Source organism: Streptomyces pseudogriseolus, from assembly GCA_002154585.1.
Taxonomy (GTDB): Bacteria; Actinomycetota; Actinomycetes; order Streptomycetales; family Streptomycetaceae; genus Streptomyces; species Streptomyces pseudogriseolus.
Map to the genome: position 1 here is coordinate 1 of MUNG01000758.1, position 876 is coordinate 876.

1 protein-coding gene and 1 pseudogene are annotated in these 876 nt (G+C 74.7%); both read left to right on the forward strand.

The window, feature by feature from the left end:
• Positions 1-294, forward strand: a pseudogene (locus tag CCN29_RS34590) (hypothetical protein); the annotation flags it as partial.
• 26 nt (positions 295-320) lie between these two features.
• A partial coding sequence (locus CCN29_RS34595) for an Rv1363c family protein (protein ID WP_086686363.1) occupies positions 321-876 on the forward strand: 556 nt, incomplete at its 3' end.

Below are 876 nucleotides of genomic sequence, written 5' to 3' on the forward strand. Positions count from 1 at the left end.
GCCGCCGCCGAGCGCTCGGCGCGCACCGTCCTCGACGGGCGGGCCGCCCGCCAGTACGCGACCCTCTTCGACCGCGTCCGCGAGGACCTCACCGCGCAGCGCGTCACCCTGAGCACCCGCGCCGTCCGCACCGGTGTGGTCGAACTCGAAGGCGACCGGGCCCGTCTGCTGGTCTTCCTCGACCAGACCTCCCGCCGGGGCGAGGGCACGGCCACCGTCGCGGCGGCGCAGCTCACGGTCACGGCACGACTCGATGACGACCGGTGGCGGATCGTCGACATCAAGGCCCGCTGACCATGCGCGGGAGACTGGAGCACCCCATGGATCGACCGGTCCGCCGCCTCACGGCGAGCCGCTTCCGGACGCCGCACGCGCCCGCTCTCGCCCTCGCCCTCGTCGCCGGCGGTTTCGCCGCGTGGGCGGGCCAGGACTGGTACGGGGCGGCCCACGACGACCGGGCGGCCTACGCGGTGCAGCGGGACGAGGCGCTCGCCGCGGGAGAACAGGCCGTGCAGAACCTCAACACGCTCGACCATCGTGACCTGGACCAGGGACTCGACCTCTGGGAGGCGTCGACGACCGGGGAACTGCACGAGCAACTCAGCTCCGGCAGAGCCGACTTCGCCGAGCGGGTGCGGGAGGCGCAGACGGTCAGCACGGCCCGGGTGCTGTCCGGCGCGGTCACCGAACTCGACGACCGCGCCGGCCGAGCCCGGGTACTGGTCGCCCTGCGCGTCACCGTCGAGACGTCCGACGGGACGCGCACGGACAAGGACAGCCGCATGCTCGGCGAACTCACCCGGACCGACGGCCGGTGGAAGCTGAGCGCCCTGGGCCAGGCGCCCGTGGGCGGCGCACCGGCCGTCGGTCCGGGTG